Source organism: Microvirga ossetica, from assembly GCF_002741015.1.
GTDB lineage: Bacteria > Pseudomonadota > Alphaproteobacteria > Rhizobiales > Beijerinckiaceae > Microvirga > Microvirga ossetica.
Genome location: NZ_CP016619.1, coordinates 196,651 through 214,889 on the forward strand (window position 1 = coordinate 196,651; position 18,239 = coordinate 214,889).

General features: G+C 64.7%; 15 protein-coding genes. 12 read left to right on the forward strand and 3 right to left on the reverse strand.

Annotated features, from left to right (window positions below; genetic code table 11):
• Positions 1-4: 4 nt before the first annotated feature.
• Complete coding sequence (locus BB934_RS38810) at positions 5-1,270, forward strand: IS256 family transposase (RefSeq protein WP_099515032.1); 1,266 nt, start codon at positions 5-7, stop codon at positions 1,268-1,270.
• 574 nt (positions 1,271-1,844) lie between these two features.
• On the opposite strand, the gene BB934_RS38820 is transcribed toward BB934_RS38810, so the two are convergent.
• Positions 1,845-2,615, reverse strand: a complete 771-nt coding sequence (locus BB934_RS38820) for a calcium-binding protein (protein ID WP_099515033.1) — start codon at positions 2,613-2,615, stop codon at positions 1,845-1,847.
• 192 nt (positions 2,616-2,807) lie between these two features.
• Positions 2,808-3,287, reverse strand: coding sequence for a fasciclin domain-containing protein (locus BB934_RS38825; RefSeq protein ID WP_099515034.1), 480 nt, complete (start codon positions 3,285-3,287; stop codon positions 2,808-2,810).
• A 215-nt stretch (positions 3,288-3,502) separates the two neighbouring features.
• Here BB934_RS38825 and BB934_RS38830 point away from each other — a divergent pair, with 215 nt between their 5' ends.
• From BB934_RS38830 to BB934_RS38840, 3 genes are read left to right on the forward strand one after another with little or no spacing between them, the layout of a single operon-like run.
• On the forward strand, positions 3,503-4,696 hold the full coding sequence (locus BB934_RS38830) for a sensor histidine kinase (RefSeq protein WP_099515035.1): 1,194 nt from the start codon (positions 3,503-3,505) through the stop codon (positions 4,694-4,696).
• Positions 4,697-4,746: 50 nt separating this feature from the next.
• The gene (locus tag BB934_RS38835) at positions 4,747-5,394 is read left to right on the forward strand and encodes a response regulator (RefSeq protein WP_099515036.1); all 648 of its coding nucleotides are present in this window, start codon (positions 4,747-4,749) and stop codon (positions 5,392-5,394) included.
• A gap of 29 nt (positions 5,395-5,423) precedes the next feature.
• Positions 5,424-6,185, forward strand: coding sequence for an SDR family oxidoreductase (locus BB934_RS38840; protein ID WP_099515037.1), 762 nt, complete (start codon positions 5,424-5,426; stop codon positions 6,183-6,185).
• A gap of 16 nt (positions 6,186-6,201) precedes the next feature.
• Here BB934_RS38840 and BB934_RS38845 read toward each other — a convergent pair whose 3' ends face one another.
• Entirely contained in the window at positions 6,202-7,563 is a 1,362-nt protein-coding gene (locus BB934_RS38845) for an aldehyde dehydrogenase family protein (protein ID WP_099515038.1), read from the reverse strand.
• Positions 7,564-7,956: 393 nt separating this feature from the next.
• On the opposite strand from BB934_RS38845, the gene crtI reads away from it, so the two are divergent.
• From crtI to ispH, 8 genes are all read left to right on the forward strand, one after another.
• Entirely contained in the window at positions 7,957-9,507 is a 1,551-nt protein-coding gene (gene crtI, locus BB934_RS38850) for a phytoene desaturase family protein (RefSeq protein WP_099515039.1), read from the forward strand.
• Between the two features lie 123 nt (positions 9,508-9,630).
• Entirely contained in the window at positions 9,631-10,713 is a 1,083-nt protein-coding gene (locus BB934_RS38855; RefSeq protein ID WP_099515040.1) for an SAM-dependent methyltransferase, read from the forward strand.
• An 82-nt stretch (positions 10,714-10,795) separates the two neighbouring features.
• Positions 10,796-12,331: a phytoene desaturase family protein gene (locus BB934_RS38860; protein ID WP_099515631.1), complete on the forward strand. Its 1,536-nt coding sequence runs from the start codon at positions 10,796-10,798 to the stop codon at positions 12,329-12,331.
• Between the two features lie 95 nt (positions 12,332-12,426).
• On the forward strand, positions 12,427-13,167 hold the full coding sequence (locus BB934_RS38865; protein ID WP_099515041.1) for a lysophospholipid acyltransferase family protein: 741 nt from the start codon (positions 12,427-12,429) through the stop codon (positions 13,165-13,167).
• The gene (locus tag BB934_RS38870) at positions 13,164-14,276 is read left to right on the forward strand and encodes a glycosyltransferase family 2 protein (RefSeq protein WP_099515042.1); all 1,113 of its coding nucleotides are present in this window, start codon (positions 13,164-13,166) and stop codon (positions 14,274-14,276) included. Before BB934_RS38865 ends, BB934_RS38870 begins: the two co-directional genes overlap by 4 nt.
• Positions 14,273-15,931 (forward strand): squalene/phytoene synthase family protein, encoded by a 1,659-nt coding sequence (locus BB934_RS38875; RefSeq protein ID WP_162299269.1) that lies wholly within the window; start codon positions 14,273-14,275, stop codon positions 15,929-15,931. The genes BB934_RS38870 and BB934_RS38875 overlap by 4 nt, the downstream gene beginning before the upstream one ends.
• On the forward strand, positions 15,928-17,214 hold the full coding sequence (locus BB934_RS38880) for a hydroxysqualene dehydroxylase (protein WP_099515044.1): 1,287 nt from the start codon (positions 15,928-15,930) through the stop codon (positions 17,212-17,214). Before BB934_RS38875 ends, BB934_RS38880 begins: the two co-directional genes overlap by 4 nt.
• Positions 17,211-18,179: a 4-hydroxy-3-methylbut-2-enyl diphosphate reductase gene (ispH, locus tag BB934_RS38885; RefSeq protein ID WP_099515045.1), complete on the forward strand. Its 969-nt coding sequence runs from the start codon at positions 17,211-17,213 to the stop codon at positions 18,177-18,179. Before BB934_RS38880 ends, ispH begins: the two co-directional genes overlap by 4 nt.
• Positions 18,180-18,239: the final 60 nt, after the last annotated feature.

An 18,239-nucleotide genomic window follows, 5' to 3' on the forward strand; every position in this document is an offset into this window, starting at 1 on the left:
CGTCATGACCGAGACTACCAACCTTGTCCGCCTTCGTCAGCCCGATACGATTGACGATCCCCTGACGGATATTCTGCAGACCGGCGCCCGCAAGCTGCTGGCCCAGGCCATCGAGATCGAAGCCGAAGCCTTTCTCGCCAGCATGCGCGATCTGAAGTTGCCGGACGGCCGCGAGCGCCTGGTCCGGCACGGCCATGGCCCCGAGCGCACGATCCAGACCGGCATCGGCCCGGTGGAAGTCAGCCGGGTTAAGATCCGCGATCGCGGCGCTGCGGGAGAGGACCGCATCCGCTTTACCTCGGCGATCCTGCCGAAATGGGCCCGTCGGACGAAGAGCCTGGATGCCTTGCTGCCGATCCTCTATCTGCGTGGGCTCTCCACCGGCGACTTCCAGGAGGCGCTTTCAGCCTTGCTCGGCAAGGACGCGCCCAACCTCTCGCCCTCGGTGATTACCCGGCTCACGGGCGAATGGCAGGCCGAGTACGAGCGTTGGCAGACCAGGGACCTGTCGGCCCGCCGCTACGTCTATGTTTGGGCCGATGGCGTCTACTTGCAGGCCCGGATGGAAGATCAGGCGGAGTGCATCCTGGTGCTGATCGGCGCCACGCCGGAAGGCAGGAAGGAGCTGGTCGGCTTCCAGGCCGGCGTGCGCGAGAGCGCCCAGAGCTGGCGTGAGGTTCTGGTCGAGATCAAGCGGCGGGGCCTGTCCATTGCGCCCCGGATTGCCGTCGGGGATGGGGCGCTCGGCTTCTGGAAGGCACTCGACGAGCTCTTTCCGGGCACGCACCATCAGAGGTGCTGGTTGCACAAGACGGCCAATGTCCTCAACAAGGTGCCGAAATCGGTGCAGCCCGGCATGAAGGCGGCCCTGCGGGAGATCTATCTCGCGCCGACACGAGCCCAGGCCGAGGTGGCTGTCGATTTGTTTGCCGAGGCCTATCAGGCGCGCTATCCCAAGGCGGTAGAGTGCGTGCGCAAGGATCAGCGAGCGCTGCTGGCCTTCTTCGACTGGCCGGCCGAACACTGGATCCACCTGCGGACCACGAACCCAATTGAGAGTGTGTTCGCCACGGTCCGGCATCGGACCGTGCGCACCAAGGGCGCGTTGTCGCCGACAACGGCCCGGCTGATGGTGTTCAAGCTCATCATGGCGGCTTCGAAAAGCTGGCGGCGACTGATGGGCGAAAACCAGTTGCCGAAGGTGATTGCCGGTGTCAGGTTTAAGGACGGCGCCGAGATCCTTCCGACGCCAACACACAACGTCGCCTGATCGACCCCATCACCTAAATTCCGGTTTAACTCCCGAAGTCCGTCCGCATCGCTTAAGCAAAGGCTTGGGGTGGGCTCAGTACGTCCACCAACCGATCCGTGCAACACAGCCCCTCGGCGATGAAGTCGACGAAAGCGCGGCTGGTATAGTAGAGCGAGATTGACCCGGCATCAGAGTACCAGCACGGCACAAGCCGCACGAGGTGGCCACTGTCGACCTGAGGCAACACATCCGGGACCGCCAGCAAGGACGACACCAAGTCCGAGCAGGGCCGCCTCGCGCATGGCGGCAGGATCATTGACCACAATCGTCTCGGCTAGCGTGCCCGGCATCTCGCGCTCAGCCGTGTCGCGCCTCGCTTATCCAGGTGCTAAGTACTGATCGGCGAGGCCGCAGCTGGCGCAGATTGCGGGCAAAAATGGGTCTGAATTTGTGCACCCATCGTCGGATTGTCCAGTATGAGATGTCGTGCCCCGCTCGACCAGGAGTTCTCCCCATCTCAGTCGCTGAGCGCGAACCGAAGGTAATACCCGGACGCGGGTGAAGGACCCGCGTCCGGCGGAATGCATCAACATCAGGCAACCGCGGCGAGGAGCTGATCTTCCGTCACACCCAGGGCAATGATGGTATCGCCTTCATTTGTCGTGACGGTGGTGGCGTCAACCAGGACTTGGCCCTGCTGATTCGGCGGGAATTGCTCAAGGAATCGGGCGACCTCGCGGAACGCCAAATCGCCCAGGAACGTCTGGGACAGGCGCTGCCCCACCTCGGAGACGCCGAGCCCCTCCGCCTCAAAGGTGGCGAGCACAGGCACGAGGTCAACCTTCCCTTCCGCGATGCTTGCGATATTGGCGAGGATCTCCGGGGCGATATCGAGCCTGTCGTGACCATTCCCGAAATCGAGCGCGATCACGGTATCCTGCGCATTGTTGCCGACGATCTCCTGGCCGATGAAGAAGGTGTCGGCTCCGGCGCCACCGAAGTGAAGGCCAAGCCCCTCCCCTGTGTCGGTCAGGTCGTTGCCCTGATTGCCGAGCGCGTAGTCCGCGCCCTTGCCGGTGCGGATCACGTCATCGCCAAAATTCCCCCACAGGGAGTCGGTGCCGTCGCCCCCCAGGAGGCGGTCATGGCCGAAGCCGCCATTCACGACAGCATCGTCGCCATAAGTTCGGCCGACGTCTCTGCCGAAGCCAAGATCGACGGTGGCATCGTCAGCGCGCACCCGAACGGTGTCGCGGCCGAACCCAGTGAACACCACGCTGCCGTCCTCATCGACGGTGACTCTGTCGTTTCCGAAGGACCCGAAGGGCCAATAGTCCAATCCGAAGTCATAATGATAAGACATAGCTGAACTCCTCAAGCAGAAAGTGGCGATCCCCGCAGATGGAGAGTCCTCTGGTCTGGCGCGACGGCGCTATAGGAGGCTAGGCGCAAGCGCTGCACGCCATGGGTGCACCAGATCGATCACGATCGCGGGATCATTGGGTCGCGTGAAAACGGATGGCGGCGCGGCGCCATCCCCAAGCTTTGAGGATCCTTACGACTTCGGCATGATCACGCTGTCGATCACATGGATGACGCCGTTCGATGTGTTGACGTCAGCCTGTGTGACAACCGCATCGTCCACCTTGACGATGTTGCCGCTCGCATTGATCCGCACAGTGCTGCCCTCGACGGTCTTGGCGTTCGTCGTCTTACCCTTGAGGTCGCCGGACATGACGTTCCCCGACACGACGTGATAGGTCAGCACCTTCTGGAGCTGGGCCTTGTTCTCAGGCTTCAGGAGGGTCTCGACCGTTCCGGCCGGAAGCTTCTTGAACGCCTCGTCGGTGGGCGCGAAGACCGTGTAGGGACCCTTGCCTTTGAGGGTTTCGACAAGTCCGGCGGCCTGAAGGGCGGCCGTCAGCGTCTTGAAGCTGCCGTTGCTGACAGCGGTTTCAACGATGTCCGCCGCTGCGGCCGGACTTGCCGCGACGAGCATGGCAGCTACGGCGTAAGCACTATACTTCGCGTTCATTGTTCTATCCTCTGATCGCTGCGCCCTGTCGGTTCACCGGCGCCAGCTTCGATGGATATGTCCGGAGCCCGGCCCGTCTTGCATCGGGAGTTTCCTGAGTGGAGCCGGAAAATCACTGTAGAGGCGCGCTTTCACTCTTGTTGCCATGGGAAGGCCACGCGCATCCGCCCTATGTCCTCAAGCGACAGCGGCGCACAGCCGAGTTTGAGGCCAGAATGGACCATCTCACCCCCAACGATGCCCCATCCGTCGAGCAGCCGGGATCCCGAAAGCGGCGTCGCGCGGCCACAAAGGCGCCGCAGGCCCACAGCCTGCCGACCCTGATCGCACCCGACGTGGAGGCGGAGACCTTGCTGCGCTCCACCCTGGATGCCCTGTCGGCCCATATCGCGGTGCTTGACGAAGCCGGGACGATCATCGCGGTCAACCAGGCCTGGCGCGCCTTCGCCCACGCCTCCGGCTATGCCGACGCGAACCACGGAGTCGGGATGAATTATTTGGCCGTCTGCGAAGCGGCCGCCGCTGTGTCGAAGGATGCTTCGCGAACCGCAGGGGCATTGCGGGACATCATGGCCGGCGACCGCTCCGAGTTCCGGATGGAGTATCCCTGCCGCAGCCCGCAGGGGCCACGCTGGTTCCAGCTTCGGGTAACCCGGCCGGACCAGGCGCAGACACGCCGGATCGTCATCGCGCATGAAGACATTACCGAGGTGAAACGGACGCAGGAGGAATTGACCCGGCTGAGCGGGCGCCTCATGCATCTGCAAGACGAGGAGCGGCGCGCCATTGCACGAGAGCTCCATGACACCACGGCTCAAAACCTCCTGGCCATCACGTTGAACGCGACGCGTCTGCACGAGGGGCTGCGCGATGCGGGGGAACCCGCCCGCCGCGTCCTCGTGGAGACCCTCGAACTGGCGGAGCAGAGCCTTCAAGAAGTCCGCACGCTGTCCTATCTGCTCCACCCGCCGCTCCTCGATGATGTCGGACTCACGGCCGCTTTGAGCTGGCTCGCCAGAGGATTTTCAGAGCGTAGCGGCATTCAGGTCGCCATCAGCATCGAGAACAGCGGTGAGCCATTGCCCCGGCCCACTGCAACCGCCCTCTACCGGGTCGCCCAGGAGGCGCTGTCGAACGTCCACCGCCACTCGGGCAGCAAGCGGGCACGGCTTGCTCTGTACCGAACCAAGGATATGGTTCAGCTCGACGTCGTGGATGGTGGCACAGGGCTCGGGAGCCTCGTGGAAGCCGGCCGCGAGGAAGCCCGACAGATCGGTGTCGGTATCTCAGGCATGAGGCTGCGCCTCGAGCAACTCGGCGGCCGGCTCGATATCCGCTCGAGCCCTTCGGGTACCCACGTGAGCGCCAAGGTGCCGATCACGCTCGCGGATTCAGATCAACCGCTTTGAGCAGCCCCGATGTCCCAAGATGCAGACCCACCGGCCGGTTAGGATCCATCATGCTTCGCATACTTCTCGCCGATGATCACGATATCGTCCGGCGTGGCCTCAAGGATCTCCTGGAGCAACATGTAGGCTGGCAGGTTTGTGCGGAAGCCTCGAATGGCAGGGAAGCCGTGGAACTCGCCCTCCAGCATCGGCCCCAGGTGGCGGTCATCGATCTGTCCATGCCCGAGCTCAACGGCCTCGAAGCGACGCGCCGGATCCGGCAGGCCCTGCCGGACACCGAAGTCCTGATCTTCACGATGCACGAGAGCGAGGAGCTGATCAGGGAGGTGCTGGGTGCTGGCGCCCGGGGCTACCTGCTCAAGTCCGATGCGGTGCGTCAGCTCATCCCCGCGGTCGAAAGCCTATCGCAGAAAAACCCCTACTTCGCCGGGCGTGTGTCGGCAGTTGTCCTGGACGGCTTTCTCAAAGGGGGACAGGTCATGCTCGAGGGTCCGACGGCTGAGCGATTGACCTCACGCGAACGCGAGGTCGTGCAACTCCTCGCCGAGGGCAAGAGCAACAAGCAGATCGCGCGCCTCTTGGACCTCAGCGTCAAGACGGTGGAGACGCATCGCACTGCCGCGATGCGGAAGCTGGAGCTCAACTCCCTGCCCGACCTGGTTCGCTACGCCGTCAGAATGCAGATCATCCAAGCCTGAACTCATGCCGCAAGGGACGGGTGATTGCGATGCCTCCATCCTCCTCAACCTCATTCCTCTTGAACAGTCTCGAACGCCCGGCCCGGGCCCTTATCATCGGCGCATCCGGCGGCATCGGTTCCGCTGTCACAGCCCTTCTTGCGTCCGAGGGGTTTGATACCGTTCATGCGTTTTCACGCTCGGGATCCGACCAAGGCTGGGCTGGTGTGCGGGTGGGACGGATCGACCTTGAGAATGAAGCGAGCATTGCCGCCGCAGCGGCGCAGCTTGTTGACGGCGCTCCTCTGCGCTTCATCCTGGTGTCCACAGGACTGCTCCACGATACCACTCTTCAGCCCGAGAAGACCTATCGCAGCCTTGATTCGGAGCATCTCGCCCGGAGCTTCCGCATTAATGCGATTGGTCCGGCCCTCGTGGCCAAGCATGTGCTTCCGCTTGTGCCGAAAGCGGGCAAAAGCGTCTTTGCTATTCTCTCCGCGCGAGTCGGCAGCATCGAGGACAACCGCCTCGGGGGCTGGTACGGCTACCGGGCGTCGAAGGCAGCCCTGAACCAGTTTGTACGAACCATTGCGATCGAGCTCGGTCGCCAAAAGCCGGAAGCCGTGTGTGTCGCCCTTCACCCTGGAACGGTCGATACGGCTCTGAGCCAGCCCTTTCAGAGTGGCAGCAAGATCCAGAAGGCGTTCTCACCGGCCTATTCTGCCGAAAGGCTTCTTGCTGTCGTGGATGATCTAACCGCGGCGTACACGGGTTGCTTCCTTGCCTGGGACGGGCAACCTGTCCCCTTTTGACAACCCCTGATTCGCTTCACCGGAAAAGCCGAGCGAGCAGGGCTCTGGTCCGTTCCGTGTACGGCGGGTCGAGCAGGCGTGCGAGCGAGAAACGACTTGCGCGTAGATAGGACTTTCGATTCGAGAAGGTCTCGAAGCCGGCGCGGCCATGATAGCGGCCAATCCCCGAGGCCCCAACTCCGCCAAAGGAGAGTCCGTCGATGGCTGCCTGGATTATAGTGCCGTTGACCACGAGCGCCCCAGCCCGGCTGGAAGCGAGCAGTCTGCGTTCCGCTTTGCGGCTTCGCGTGAAGAGATAAATGGCGAGTGGTGAAGGACGCGCTCGGATCCAACTCATCGCCTCGTCAAGACTGGTCATCGTCTCGACCGCTAGGATCGGTCCGAAGATCTCCTCACGAGACCGTTCTGATCCGGGATGAACCGGCGTGATGATCAGCTGACCCGGCCGTTCCCCCTGCCCAACCGGTGTCAGTGGCTTGACTTCCGCGCCGGCCAAGATTGCATCGAGCCGCGCCTTGTGCCGGAAGGACGCGATCCCGGTGGGCAAGCCATTCGGATAATAACGGGCCGCCGCCTTGCGCAAAGCGGTCTCAAAGGCCTCTCGGCTGACGCCGACGAGGAGTACAGTGTCAGGAGCTATGCAGGTCTGACCTGCATTGAGACCCTTGCCCATGACGATGGACCGCGCTGTCTCGCGGAGATCTGCATCAGGCATCACCACGACCGGGCATTTGCCTCCAAGCTCGAGGGTCACCGGAGTGAGATTCTCAGCGGCAGCCGCCATGACCCGCCGCCCCGTTTGTGTAGAGCCAGTGAAGAAAAGATGGTCGAAGGGGAGTTGCGTGAAAGCCTCGGCCACGTCCGCGCCACCTGTGACCACCTGTATAACCTCAGGTCCGAGGGCATCATTCAAGAGATCGCCAAGGAGATCTGCCGTGCGCGGCGCAAGCTCCGACGGTTTCAGCATCACGCGATTGCCTGCCGCCAGAGCAGAAACGAGCGGCAACACAGCGAGTTGAAAGGGGTAATTCCAGGGTGAGAGCACACCCACCACCCCAAGCGGCTGCAGAACCTCCCAGGCGCGGCTCGGCCAGAACGGAAGCCCCACCGCTACACGCCGCGGCTTCGCCCACCGCGCGATCCTCGGCCGTATGTGCCGAATGGCATTGACGGTCACGAGCACCTCGGCGACGAGCGTCTCCTCCCGGCTACGGCCGCCAAAGTCTCCGTCGATGGCAGCAGCAATGGCATCACGAGCGTCGATGGTCGCACGCTCCAAGCGCGTAAGCAGCTTCTCGCGAGCCTTCACTGGAAGTCCGCCGTCGCGGTCGTCAGCGGCGCGCAGCACCTCATAGGCCGTTGTGGCGCTCTCGCTCATGGGCCGGCAGGCCCTGACGGCGCCAGGAGCAATGCAGCGACGCTATTGGGACTGGATTCAACAACGACAGGCTGACACAACAAAGAACCGTCCTGCATCCCGCTCGTCATCAGCCTTCTGCTCTCTCCGCCCGGATGCAAGAAGATAGACGCGATACATTGCCTGTCGAGCAAGGGTTCTACCGAAATCACGATCATGTGAGCATGGCAACGTGAGGACGTGCAAGAGGGGTAAGGGGAAGAGCCCCTCCGAAGCTCTGGCAGCTGTTAAGCTTTGTACGTCTTTGCACAATCGTGAAGGATGGCATTTGCTTCACGTGCACCCCTACAAGGCGGGATGGCCTGCTCTAGCTCACTTGCGGATGGTCCTGCGAACGCTGAGGGCTTCCGCTCAATGTTGAATCCCTCCCCACCCTCACAGGTCGCCGTTGTCGGCGCTGGCCCGGGAGGGCTTGCCTCCGCCATGCTGTTGGCGCGCAAGGGCGTGCCCGTCACCGTGTTCGAACGAGACCCCGCTGTGGGGGGGCGTACCCGCACGATCCATGCGCCCGGCGGCTATAAGTTCGATATCGGCCCAACCTTCTTCCTGTATCCGCGCGTTCTGAAGGATATCTTCGAAGCCTGCGGCGAACGGTTGGAGGATCATATCGAGCTCAGGCGTCTCGACCCGCAATACCACCTCATCTTCGAGGGCGGCGGTTCCATTCGCGCCACTTATGATCTGGACCGGCTCGAACGGGAGATCGGTCGACTCGCGCCTGCGGATGCGCGCAACGTGCGCCGGTTTCTCGACGACAATCGCAAGAAGCTCGAAGCTTTCCGGCCGGTGCTGGAGCAATCCTTCTCAAGCCCGGCTGATCTTTTTTCACCGGCAATGCTCGCGGCGCTGCCGAAGCTCCGGCCATTCTCTAGCGTCGACAGCGATCTCAAGCGCTATTTCGCCGATCCGCGTGTGCGCCTCGCCTTCTCATTCCAGACGAAATATCTCGGCATGTCTCCGTTCCAGTGCCCGAGCCTGTTCACAATTCTCTCGTTTCTCGAATATGAGCACGGCGTTTTTCACCCGATCGGCGGCTGCGGCGCCGTCTCCGAGGCGATGGCGAATGTCGCCCGCAAGATGGGCGTCGATATCCGCCTGGACACTCCGGTAGAGCGGATCGTCTACGACGACGGCGAGGCAGTCGGGCTCGAGGCGGGCGGCAAGCGGTTCGCAGCCGCTGCAGTCGTGGTGAACGGAGACTTCGGCCATGCCATGGGTCGCCTTGTCCCGGAAGCCATGCGCCCGCGCTGGAAAAACAGGAAGCTCGATCGCGCAAAGATCTCCTGCTCGACCTTCATGCTCTATCTCGGCATTGAAGGCGATGTTGGCGATCTCGCGCATCATACGATCCTCCTGTCGCGGGACTACGAGCGCAACATCCACGAGGTCACCAACGGGATCCTGCCTGCGGAACCGTCCATCTATGTGCAGCATGCCGGCGCTACCGATCCATCCATGGCGCCGGAGGGCCACACCAGCCTTTACGTGCTCGTGCCGGTGCCCAATCTGCGCTGCGGACTCGAATGGGCCAGCGAGGCGCCGCGCTACCGCAGCCTTGTGTTGGAGCGCCTGAAGATTCTCGGTCTCGGCGATCTCGAGAGCCGCATCCGCTTCGAGCGCGTCGTGACGCCACGGGCTTGGGAAAGCGAGTTTGCGGTGTTCGAGGGCGCTACCTTCAACCTTGCGCACAACTTGACGCAAATGCTCTATTTCCGGCCGCACAATCGCTTTGGCCGCAATGTCTATCTAGTCGGCGGCGGAACCCATCCCGGCAGCGGATTACCCGTGATCTATGAAGGCGCGCGCATCACCGCACGCCTGCTGTTGGAGGACCTGGAGCGCCGCAGATTCGGCGCGCGCGAACCTAAGCCGGCAACTGCGCCGATCGGCGAGGCAGCCTCGTAGGAGGGCGCATTATGAGACGAACTGCATGGCCCGAAAGCCTCATCGCCATCTTGCCCGACGAAGTCGCAATCTTCACCCATCCTGCCGAAGCAATGCCTTCGGCGCAAAATCGTTAGCCCTGTTATGCTGTGGCGTGCCTACGCCCTCCTGTCCCACGGCAGAGACCGTATCGGCCTCGGCTCGTGGCGCTTTCGCAGCAGCGCGCCAACCCGCCGGAAAGCCAACGATGTCCTGAAAGTTCTCGAGGAAGCGGACACTGCGGTCTGGTCGGTGAGCGCACTGTCTGCCTGCGCCGAGAGTGGCCTGCTTCTACGCCTCGGACGGCCTGCCACCGTTGGCGAGCTCGCGGCAGGTCTGTCCATCCCGTCCGCTTTCGTGCAATGCCTCCTCGACATGCTCGCGGGCTTCGGCTTCGTCACATGGGACAGCGGCAAGGCTGTGGCCTCGCCCGCGCTCATGCCCTTCACGTCGTCCGCAGGAGCCGAGACCTTCCGGGCCGCTCTGCGGGCGCCGCTACTGCAGGCGGAGGATTTCCGGCGCAGGCTTGGCGGCGGCACTCTAACTCTTGAAGGCTGGTCGCATGCCGATGACGCCATCATCGAGGCGCAGGGCGCTCTCACCCAGCATTGGACAGCCCAGGCCCTATCGAAGCTAAGATTCCTGCCGGGGCTCGTGCCGCGCCTGGAGAGGCCTGGGGCAGTGCTTCTCGATGTGGGAGCCGGTGCAGCAGGCCTCTCCATCACTCTGTGCCGACATTTTCCGCATCTGACGGCCGTGGCGCTCGAACCCGCCTCGCATCCGGCAAAGCTGGGAGAAGCGCATGTGCGTCAAGCGGAGCTGACGGACCGCATCGCGATCCATCAGGAGCGGGTGGAGGATCTCGCCGATCAGATGGCTTTTGATCTCGCCTTCTTGCCGCAGATGTTCCTGCCGGATAAGATCATCGAGCGCGCGCTCCAGCGGATCTTTTGCGCTTTGAAGCCAGGCGGCTGGGTTCTTGTCGCCGTGCTGGCCCACGACGGTCAAAGCACGCTCTCTGCGGTCAACCAGCTGAAGAACCTTCTCTGGGGCGGGAACACCCGTGACGTGCCCCACCTCAAGCCGCTTCTCGAATTGGCTGGCTTCGATCCCGTGATCAGGGCGCCGGGCCGAAAAGCGCTGCGTATGATCTGCGCGCGCCGCCCAAACCGTCGTGATCCACCTTGAAGTGGATCATGCCATTCCTAGAACCAACACGATCGGACACGCGCTCGAAAGCGAAGGGGCTCGTCTCCATGGGGAGGACATCGTGAGCGCTCAAGCGAGTTCGGTTGCAGTCGTCGGCGGAGGATTGGGCGGATTGGCGGCAGCCTGCGTCGCGGCGGCACGAGGCCACACGGTCACGCTTTACGACAAGAATTCTTGGATCGGCGGCAAGGCGGCGGTTCTCCACGAAGCGGGCTTCCGCTTCGATATGGGCCCGACGATCCTGACGGTCCCGCGGGTGCTCGAACGCATCTTCGCTGAATCCGGACGCAATCTTTCCGACTATCTCGATCTTGTGCGGCTCGATCCGCAGTGGCGCTGCTTCTTCGATGACGGCACGCAGATCGACCTGCAGGAAAATATCGGCGCGATGGCCGATGCCATGGAACGCTTCGCTCCCGGAAAGGGCACGGGCGACGGATACAGGCGCTTCCAGGAAATCTCCGCCCACCTGCACGACATCTCGAATCGGTTCTTCTTCTGGAAGCCGGTGGAGGATCTCTTCGATACCATCAACATCCGCGCCAACATAAACCCCGCGACCTTGCGGGACGTGCTGTCCCTGCGCATGGGATCCTCGGTCGCCGGCACCATCCGTTCCAAGGTCAAGGACGAGCGCTTGGCGCAGATGCTCGACCACTTCACGCAATATGTCGGCTCATCGCCCTACGGATCTCCCGCCGTGCTCTGCGCCATAGCCCATATGCAGGCGGCGGATGGCGTCTGGTATCCGATGGGCGGGACGCGCGCCGTGGCGGAGGCCCTGGCCAAACTTGCGGCCGAGCTCGGCGCCACCATCAGGACCGACAGCGATGTCGCCTCGCTCAAGGTCGAGAACGGTGCCGTGAAGGGACTCACTCTCGCCAATGGCGATGCCATCGCCTACGACAGCGTTATCTCCAACATGGATTCCATCCGCACTTATCGCGAGCTCGTCGGCGGCGAGGTGGGCGAGCATTATGCGCGTAAGGATTTCGAACCCGCCTGTTCCGGCGTCGTGCTCTATCTCGGCCTCAAGAAGCGCTACGAACACCTCCTCCACCACGACTTCGTGTTCTCGTGTGATCCCGAGGTAGAGTTCGACTATATCTACCGCCAGGGCGAGCCTGCACCGGATCCAACCTGCTATCTCGCGGCACCTGCCGCAACGGATGCCAGCGTCGCGCCGGAGGGCGGCGAAGCGCTCTACGTTCTGGTGCACACGCCGTATCTTCGCCCGCATCACGACTGGTCGCAGATGTTCCCGGCTTATCGGCAGGTGATCCTCGACAAGCTGAAGCGCACGGCCGGTATGGAGGACCTTGAGGAGCGCATCGTGGTCGAGCGCCACCTCACACCACAGGACATCCACGACCGCTACAAGGTCCTCAACGGCGCGATCTACGGTTTGGCGAGCCATGGCAAGTTCATGGGCGCCTTCAAGCCGGGCAACCGCAGCCGGCAGGTGCGCGGCCTCTATCTTGCCGGCGGCGCGGCCCATCCCGGACCCGGCATGCCGATGGTCATGATGTCGGGCTGGATCGCTGCCGATGCCCTCGATTCGGACTGCAAAGTGGACAATCTACGGAACGTGTCTTGAGACCGGAAACCAGCAGCCCTGCCAGCGCGCGCCTCCCGCCCGATCATGAGAGATCCTCTCCAGTCGCGCGCCGTTCGCCTCTGCTGCATCGTTTCATGGTCTCGGTCTTACGGCGCTATTTCACGCGTCACATGAATGCGCTGCGCATCGCGTCCTGGAGCTTGCCGAATGCTCCGGCGCAGGGCCCGGTGCTCATCTATTCCAATCATCCGGCCTGGTGGGACGCGGCGGTCTACATCCTCGCTGCGGACCTCTTCCTCCCGTCGTACGAGAGCTATGCGCCGATCGACGCCGCGATGCTGAAGCAATACGGCATCTTCGGCCGCATCGGCGCCTTCGGCGTCGATCTCGAAAGCAGGCGCGGCGCAGCCGATTTTCTGCGGATCGGCACGGAGATCCTCTCCGTATCCGATCGCGCACTCTGGGTCACGGCGCAGGGACGCTTCGGCGACGTGCGCGAGCGTCCGCTCGGGCTCAAGCCCGGCATCGCGCATCTCATCGAACGCGCCCCCGGCTGCACCGTACTTCCGCTTGCCCTCGAATACGGCTTCTGGCAGGAGCGCGGTGCGGAGGCCTTCATGGCCTTCGGCGAGCCGATGCGCGGCGAGGATCTCGCTGCGCTCGCGCGCCCGACCCGCCGGCATCGCCTCGAAGGCGCGCTCACCGCAACGCTCGACCGTCTGAGCGCCGACGTGCAAAGCCGCGACCCCGCGCGCTTCAAGCCTGTGCTCGAAGGCCAGGCCGGAATCGGGGGCATCTATGACGGCTGGCGGCGGCTCGCGGCGATGCTTCGCCGGCGCCGCTTCGATCCATCGCATGAGGGACATTCCTCATGACGGCGCTCGGCTTCATCCTCCTGGCGCTGGCGGCTCTTCCTTTCGTGCTCGTGCTCGTGAACCTGCGCATCCTGCGCGCGACGCCGCATCGTGCGCCACAGGGGGACATCCTCGTCTCGATCCTGATCCCGGCCCGCAACGAAGCGCAGAATATCGGCCCCGCACTTGATGCCGCGCTTGGCAGCACTGGCGTATCGGTGGAAATTCTGGTGATGGACGACGGCTCGACCGATGCGACGGCCGGGATCGTCCGCGCTCATGCTGCGCGCGACGGGAGGGTGCGGCTCCTCAATGCGCCGCCTCTTGCGGAGGGTTGGACCGGCAAGGTCCATGCCTGCTACCATCTCGCGCAGACCGCGCGCGGCAGCCATCTCCTGTTCGTCGATGCCGATGTGCGTCTGGCGCCTCAGGCCGCCGCGATGCTTGCAGGCCATGCGCAGGCCACCGGCTCCGGTCTCATCAGCGCCGTGCCGCGCCAGATCACGCGCTCGCTCGGCGAGTTGCTCACCGTTCCGTCGATCAACCTGCTCCTGCTCGGCTACCTGCCCATGGCCCTCATGCGGAAATCCCATAGCCCGGGTTTCGGTGCGGCCTGCGGCCAGCTGATGCTCGCGGAGCGCGAGGCCTATCGCATGAGCGGCGGCCATGCGGCGATCCGCTCGCGCATCCACGACGGCATCCACCTCGCGCGGCTTTTCCGCCGTAAGGGCTTCATGACGGATCTCGTGCCGGGAGAGCGCCTTGCCTCCTGCCGCATGTATGCGCGGTTCGACGAGGCCTGGAGCGGCTTTGCCAAGAACGCTCATGAGGCCATGGCGACACCCGTGGCCCTGCCGGTCTGGACGACGCTTCTGCTCGGCGGTCATGTGCTGCCCTACGCGCTGCTGCCGTTCGCTCCGACGATCTCGATTGCGCTCGCCGCGCTTCTGTCGCTTGCCACCCGCATCCTCGTGACCGTCGCGACGCGCGAGGATCCTCGGTCGATCCCGCTTCATCCCCTCACGGTTTTCGTCAGCCTCGCCATTCAATGGAGCGTGCTGCTGCGGATCGGCACGGCACGGCGCGCGGAATGGAAGGGGCGGCTCTATCCCGCGGAGGCGAAGCGGTGAGCGCGCAGAGCCCGCAACCGGCCAAGCGGCCGCGCGACGAGAACTTTCCCGTCGCTTCCCTCCTGCTCTCGCCCGAATACCGGACTGCCGTTCTCGCCTTCTACGCCTTCGCCCGCATAGCCGACGACATCGCCGATGCTCCTGACCTGAAGGCGACCGAGAAGCTCCAGCGCCTCGAGGCGCTGGAGCAGGCGCTCGCCAGCGGCGATCCTGCCATTCCCCAGGCGGCGCGGCTGCATGCCGTCGATGCGCAGCACAGGGCCGGACTCGTTCATGCGCGCAACCTGCTGCGCGCCTTCCGCCAGGATGCGGTGAAAGCCCGCTACACCGACTGGGCCGAGCTGATCGATTACTGCCGTCTCTCCGCCAATCCGGTCGGCCGCTTCCTGCTGGCGCTGCATAAGGAGCATTCCGCCGCGCAGGTCCCGGCTGACGCCCTCTGCACGGCGCTGCAGATCCTCAACCATCTGCAGGATTGCGGGCGCGACCGGGAGGAGCTTGGCCGCATCTATGTTCCGATCCGGTGGATGATGGGAGCAGGCTCCGAGCGGGCCTTCTTCGACCCGTCGCACGCTGCGCTTCGCCGCGATGTCTTCGATGCCATGCTCGACCGAGTCGACGCCCTGATCGATCGGGCGCAATCCCTGCCCGAGCATCTCGACAACACCCGCCTGCGCGCGCAGAGCGTCGCGACGATCGTGCTCGCCCGGCGCCTGAGCACACGCCTGCGCCACGCCGATCCGGTCCATGAGCGCGTGCAGGTGAGCTGGGCCGATGCCGGCATGGCCTTCCTGCACGGGCTCGGAAGCACGCTTCGCACGCCGTCTTCCAGCGACAGCCGTGTGACGGCTGCGGCGGTCCGGCGCTCCGGCTCGTCGTTTCGTCTCGGCATGCGCAGCCTCCAGCCAGAGCGCCGCCGCGCCATCCACGCGGTCTATGCCTTCTGCCGTGCGGTCGACGACATCGCCGACGGCGCGGCCCCTGCCCCGGAGAAGCGGGCTTTCCTGCACGAGTGGCGGCGCGAGCTCGACCGGCTGCACCGCGCGCCGGAAACACCGATCGGGCGCGAACTCGCCCGCGCCTCGAGCCTGTTCAAGCTGCCGCTTGAGGAAGGCCATGCCCTTCTCGACGGCATGGAGATGGACAGTTCCGATCGGGTGCGCCTCGCCAGCGATGACGAGCTCGGCCTTTACGGCCGGCGGGTCGCGGGCTCCGTCGGCGCCCTGTCGATCCGCATCTTCGGCGCGCCCATGGCCCATGACTTCGCGCTCGATCTCGGGCGCACCCTGCAGCTGGTGAACATCCTGCGCGACGTGGACGAGGATGCCGCCCACGAACGCGTCTACATCCCGCTCTCCCGCCTCGCCCAGCTCGGCCTTCAGGATGCGCCGGCTGCGACCCTCGTCGCCGATCCGCGCTTTGCCCGCGTCTGCGAAGGCCTCGCGGAGGACGCGCGGGCCGGCTTCGCGGCAGCCGACGCAGCGCTCATGCATTTCGACCGCCATGCGCTCAAACCCGCGATCCTGATGATGGAGAACTACCGCTGCGTGCTCGATCGGCTGCAGGCGCGTGGCTGGGGCACGCGCCACGGCAAGCTGCGCCTGAGCACCGCCGACCGCCTGCATCTTCTCACCCGCGCCATGAGGCCCGCATGACGGCGCGGCGCACCCATATCGTCGGAGCGGGCGTCGCGGGCTTGAGCGCGGCACTTGCCGTGACGGCGGAGGGTGGGGAGGCCGTTCTCTATGAGGCAGCCCCGCAAGCGGGCGGGCGCTGCCGGACACTCCATCCCGCCGACGGCTTCGTCCATGACAACGGCACCCATGTGCTGTTCACGGCGAACACGCGTGCGCTAGATGTGCTCAAGACGATCGGCGCCCGTGAGCGCTGGCTCGAGCCGGAGCCCAAAGGGCTGCCCGTTTTCGATCGGCCTACGGGAGCGATGCGCCGGATCGGGCTTTCGCCCTGGTCCTGGCTGCTGCCGTCGCGCCGTCCGCACGGGCTCACGTTAAGCGATCTGGCACGCATCCTGCAGCTCGTCTTCGCGTCGAAGGACTGCCCTGTGGCCGCCATCATCGGGCAGCGTCCCATCATGGACAGCCTGATCGAGCCGCTCACGGTGGCAGTGCTCAACACACCTGCCGCGCAGGCCTCCTCGCAGCGGCTCGGCCATGCCCTGCGCCAGCTCATCCGTCCGGGCGCGGGACGGCTCCTGGTGGCGCGAAACGGCCTGGGTCGCGACCTCATCGAACCCGCTGTCGCTACTCTCCAGGCCCGCGGCGCCTCGATCCTCACCGGGCAGCGCCTGCGCATGCTTCTGAGCACCGGCGAGCGCGTCATCGGGCTTACCCTCACTGACCGCACCGTGATGCTCGGCGCCGACGACCGGGTGATCCTGGCGCTGCCGCCCTACGAGGTGGAACGCCTTCTGCCGTCACTTGCCGTGCCCAAGGCATTCGAGCCCATTCTCAACGTGCATTACCGCATGCAGGGTTCGGGCCAACGGCGCTTCGTCGGGCTCACGGGCACGCTCGCGCAATGGGCAATGATCCGCGACGATCATGTGAGCGTGACCGTCTCCGCCGCCGATGCCGTGATCGACCGCGCTGCGGCCGATGTGGCCGTGCAGATCTGGCGCGAGATCGCGCCGGCCCTCTGCCTGCTCGGCCTCGAAGCACACGCCCATCGGCAGCCGGAAACGCGGGTGGTGAAGGAGAAGCGTGCGACGATCCGCCAAGCGGCAGAGCCACTGCCCCAGCCGCCCGTGCGGCCTTTGGCGAACCTCGCCCTGGCGGGGGACTGGATCGGCTCCCTGCCGGCCACCATCGAGAGCGCCGTCATGGCAGGCGAGCATGCGGCATCCATCCTGCGGCATGCCCCTGGCGGCGGCCCTCCCGTTTCACGCGCTCGCCCCTTGAAGAGGGAGGATGCGGCATGATCGACAATCCCCTGCCGCTCACCGTTCTGCTCGCCTCACCGCGCAGCTTCTGCGCCGGCGTCGAGCGCGCCATACGCGCCGTCGAGGATGCGCTGGTGCTGACCGGCAAGCCCGTCTACGTGCGCCACGAGATCGTCCATAACGGCCGCGTGGTGGACGAACTGAGGCGCAAGGGCGCAGTCTTCGTCGAGGAACTAGCGCAGATCCCCGACGGCGCCGTCGCGATCTTCAGTGCGCATGGGGTCTCGCGCGCGGTGGAGCGCGAGGCGGCTGAGCGCGGGTTCTCGGTGCTCGATGCCACCTGCCCGCTCGTGCGCCGCGTCCACCTCGAAGGTCAGCGCCATGCGAAGGCAGGGCGCGAGGTTATCGTCATCGGCCATCGCGGCCATGTTGAGATCGAGGGCACCACCGGGCAGATTGACGGTATCGTCCACATGATCGATAGCGTCGCGGAAGCACTGACCGTGCCGGTCGCGGATCCGGAGCGCATCGCCTACATCACACAGACTACATTGTCCGTCGACGACACCCGCGAGATTATTGCAGCGCTGAAGGCACGCTTTCCGGCGATCCAGGGGCCGGACGTCAAGACGATCTGCTATGCCACGCAGAACCGGCAGTTGGCGGTGCGCGTGATCGCGAAGCGCGCGGAGCGGATCATCGTCTGCGGCGCACGCAACTCGTCGAACACCAACCGCCTGTGCGAGGTCGCCGCCAGCGAGGGGCGCCAAGCCCTTCTCATGCAAGATCCGAAGGATCTGACGCTCTCCTTCATCGACGGCGCGGCCGTGATCGGGCTCACCGCAGGAGCCTCCGCGCCCGAGGATCTGGTGAAGGAGGCGTTGGCCCAGCTGGCGCGCTGGCGCCGGCTCACTGTGGAGGAGGTATGCGTCACCCACGAGGACGCGCATTTTGCGCCCGTCGACCTGTCGCGGCTCATCACTCAGCTAGCGAATGCTCCCTGAACGTCCCGCGGCACGGCGGTGACCAGCCCCAGCCTGTTGCGGCACAGCCAGCGCCAGAGC

What these genes read in the sequence shown, in the direction of transcription:
- BB934_RS38810 (WP_099515032.1), top strand. Translation starts at nt 5, where the DNA reads ATGACCGAGACTACCAACCTTGTCCGCCTTCGTCAGCCCGATACGATT.
- BB934_RS38865 (WP_099515041.1), top strand. Translation starts at nt 12,427, where the DNA reads ATGGTCTCGGTCTTACGGCGCTATTTCACGCGTCACATGAATGCGCTG.
- BB934_RS38835 (WP_099515036.1), top strand. Translation starts at nt 4,747, where the DNA reads ATGCTTCGCATACTTCTCGCCGATGATCACGATATCGTCCGGCGTGGC.
- BB934_RS38820 (WP_099515033.1), bottom strand. Translation starts at nt 2,615, where the DNA reads ATGTCTTATCATTATGACTTCGGATTGGACTATTGGCCCTTCGGGTCC.
- BB934_RS38830 (WP_099515035.1), top strand. Translation starts at nt 3,503, where the DNA reads ATGGACCATCTCACCCCCAACGATGCCCCATCCGTCGAGCAGCCGGGA.
- BB934_RS38825 (WP_099515034.1), bottom strand. Translation starts at nt 3,287, where the DNA reads ATGAACGCGAAGTATAGTGCTTACGCCGTAGCTGCCATGCTCGTCGCG.
- BB934_RS38840 (WP_099515037.1), top strand. Translation starts at nt 5,424, where the DNA reads ATGCCTCCATCCTCCTCAACCTCATTCCTCTTGAACAGTCTCGAACGC.
- BB934_RS38845 (WP_099515038.1), bottom strand. Translation starts at nt 7,563, where the DNA reads ATGAGCGAGAGCGCCACAACGGCCTATGAGGTGCTGCGCGCCGCTGAC.
- BB934_RS38855 (WP_099515040.1), top strand. Translation starts at nt 9,631, where the DNA reads ATGCTGTGGCGTGCCTACGCCCTCCTGTCCCACGGCAGAGACCGTATC.
- crtI (WP_099515039.1), top strand. Translation starts at nt 7,957, where the DNA reads ATGTTGAATCCCTCCCCACCCTCACAGGTCGCCGTTGTCGGCGCTGGC.
- ispH (WP_099515045.1), top strand. Translation starts at nt 17,211, where the DNA reads ATGATCGACAATCCCCTGCCGCTCACCGTTCTGCTCGCCTCACCGCGC.
- BB934_RS38870 (WP_099515042.1), top strand. Translation starts at nt 13,164, where the DNA reads ATGACGGCGCTCGGCTTCATCCTCCTGGCGCTGGCGGCTCTTCCTTTC.
- BB934_RS38880 (WP_099515044.1), top strand. Translation starts at nt 15,928, where the DNA reads ATGACGGCGCGGCGCACCCATATCGTCGGAGCGGGCGTCGCGGGCTTG.